We start from the raw sequence: 2,492 nt of genomic DNA, 5'->3' as shown, positions 1-2,492 counted from the left end.
GTAATACGGGTACGGAAGGTTCAGGCGGCTTGAGCGGCTTCAGCGTCGCGGCGCCAGTTCCACGGCAGCAGTTCATGCAGCTGCTGTGCGGAATGGTTCGGGAGACGTTCGAGGGCGTCGGCGAGCCAGGCCTTCGGATCGACATCGTTCAGGCGGCAGGTGATGATGAAGGAGAACATCATCGCCGCGCGCTCGCCGCCGCGTTCGGAGCCTGCGAAAAGCCAAGACTTCCTGCCCAAAGCAACGCCGCGCAGGGAACGTTCGGCGGTGTTGTTAAAGGGTATGATGCACGCGGCGCCCAGGTGAGTTCCATCCAATCTGTGGTAGGAAGACTCACCGGGATAGGGGCGCCGGGAGCACGAAATGGCGGCAGGCCGTCCTGACCATGAGTTGCGAACTCGAGTTGTTACTTGGCCGCCCCTACGACTTGCCCGGCTGCGCTGCGAGCGCGAATCCGTATATGTCGTGCAAGCCCGCCAGCTCCCGCCACTACATGGAGGGAAGTTATGCGTGTCATTGGAATGGATATACATAGGTCGTTCGCGCAGGTGGCAATCTGGGAGGACGGACGAATAGCAAAAGAGCTTCGCGTTGATCTGGTTCGGGACCGCTTCCTGGACTTCGCCCGGTCGCTCAGGGCTAAGGACGAGGTGGTCATCGAAGCGACTGGCAACAGCGCGGCCGTGGAAAAGCTCCTCCGCCCGTTTGTGCATCGCGTCGCTATCGCAAACCCCAGGCTCGTCAAGGCGACCGCCTATGCGCACGTGAAGACGGATAAGGTAGACGCCAAGATCCTGGCCAAGCTGCATGCCGCCGGGTTCTTGCCCGAGGTCTGGGCGCCGGACGAGGTCACGCTGACACGTCGCCGGCAGATCGCCGAACGCATGGGTGTGCTCGCGCAGTTGGTGAGGACGAAGGGGCGGATACAAGCCCTGCTGCATGCGAACCTGATCCCGCAGTACAAAGGCCATCTGTTTGGCCCCACTGGCCGGCGGTGGCTTGAATCTTTGCCTTTGGAGCAGGATGAGCGCGGCATGCTCGAGCGCTACATCAGGGAGTTGGAGCGTGTGTCCGCACAACTTGCGGGCCTGGACAAGGTTCTGGCGCAACAGGCGCTCGACGATCCTCGAGCAATGCGTCTGATGACGATCCCGGGGGTGAGTTCCATCGTTGCGTCGACAGTCCTTGCTTCGATCGGTGATGTGCAGCGGTTCCCGACGCCAGCGAAGCTGAGCAGCTACTTCGGTCTCACGCCTCGTATCCGGCAGTCCGGGGATCATCTGGCGCGCCACGGTCGGATCACCAAGCAGGGCAACAGCGATGCGAGGCGTATGCTGGTGGAAGCAGCCTGGTCGGCGTAAATGGCCCCGGGACCTCTGCGGGCCTTTTTTATCCGGACGCAGAAAAAGCGTGGTGCTCCGACAGCGGCAGTGGCGACTGCTCGAAAGCTGGTGGTCATAATTTGGCATATCCTCACCGGCGATCGCGATTATGCGTTCGCCCGGCCAGCCTTCACTGCGATGAAACTCAGGAAGGTCGCCCTCAAGGCCGGCGCGCCTCGGGAGTACGGAAAAGCCGGACCGGGCCGCGACTACTGGATAAAGGAGATCCGCCAGAAGGAGGCAGAATACGTCGAACGCGCCGAGCGGGCCTACGAGAAGATGGTCGACGCGTGGCGTCAGCAACCAAGGAAAACAGCCCCAGGTTGACGAATGTGACTTCTCAACACCATCCGTGGTGAGGCAGGTGCGGCCGTCCTTAGTGAACCCGGCGAAGCCGTCCCAGCGCTTGAGCATATAGTCTATTGGTCCAGCCACGACCGAAGAGCGCGAGAGCTTGGCGCGTTCCGCGCGCAACCATTCTTCCAACTCGGCGAGAAGCGGCGCGCTTTTTTCCTGGCGCGCGGCAAGGCGCGCGTCGGCGGAAAGCCCGTTAATCTCCCGCTCGATGTCGAACAGCGCGTCGATGCGTTTGACGGCCTCGAGCGCGCGCTTCGAGAAAAGGCAAAGCCCGTGGCCGTCAGCCCAAAGAATTTTTATGTAATCGCCGCGGCGGCCGCGAAACACGAACCCATGTCCCGACCAGGGATCCATGCGCATTTGCTCCTGCACCATCAGCGACAGGCCGTTGAAGCCGCGGCGCATGTCGGTGCGGCCGAGCGCGATCCAGATCTTCGTATTGGGCGGAACGGCGATCATCGGCGCAGCACCCTGAGCGTGCGGTCGAGCAGCGCCGGATCGACGCGCGCGTCGAAAGACAGCTTCTCGCCTGTCGGCAGCGAGAAGATCATCGCCGTAGCGACGTCGCCGACGGCCGCCTCAACGCCCTCGCCGGCAGACGCGTCCGTGACGACGACAGGCACGAAGCGCGGTCCCGCGCCGGCGTCGTCCGTCTCCGTCAGACGGCCTTCACGCGCGGCCCGGCGCCAGGCGTGCAGCTCTTCGCCGCGGATCCCGTGCCGCCGCGCAACCGCCGACATGGTCGCCCCCGGC

1 protein-coding gene and 3 pseudogenes are annotated in these 2,492 nt (G+C 63.4%); 1 reads left to right on the top strand and 3 read right to left on the bottom strand.

Translation table 11 applies throughout. The features are described 5' to 3' along the window. Positions 1-20: 20 nt before the first annotated feature. Positions 21-299 (bottom strand): annotated as a pseudogene (locus CW354_RS23855) (transposase domain-containing protein); the annotation flags it as partial. Between the two features lie 222 nt (positions 300-521). Between CW354_RS23855 and CW354_RS15990 the strand changes: the two are divergent. Continuing rightward, positions 522-1,709, top strand: a pseudogene (locus CW354_RS15990) (IS110 family RNA-guided transposase). Between the two features lie 6 nt (positions 1,710-1,715). Here CW354_RS15990 and tnpB read toward each other — a convergent pair. Both tnpB and CW354_RS15975 read right to left on the bottom strand, forming a co-directional pair. Beyond that, positions 1,716-2,198 (bottom strand): annotated as a pseudogene (gene tnpB, locus CW354_RS24120) (IS66 family insertion sequence element accessory protein TnpB); the annotation flags it as partial. Beyond that, positions 2,195-2,492: transposase (locus tag CW354_RS15975; RefSeq protein ID WP_165793526.1), on the bottom strand; the 298-nt coding region annotated here is incomplete at its 5' end. The pseudogene tnpB and the gene CW354_RS15975, both read right to left, overlap by 4 nt.

This window comes from Hyphococcus luteus (assembly GCF_002943565.1).
Lineage (GTDB): Bacteria > Pseudomonadota > Alphaproteobacteria > Caulobacterales > Parvularculaceae > Hyphococcus > Hyphococcus luteus.
Note: the sequence above shows the minus strand (reverse complement) of the source record. Positions and strands in the feature narration are given on the sequence as shown.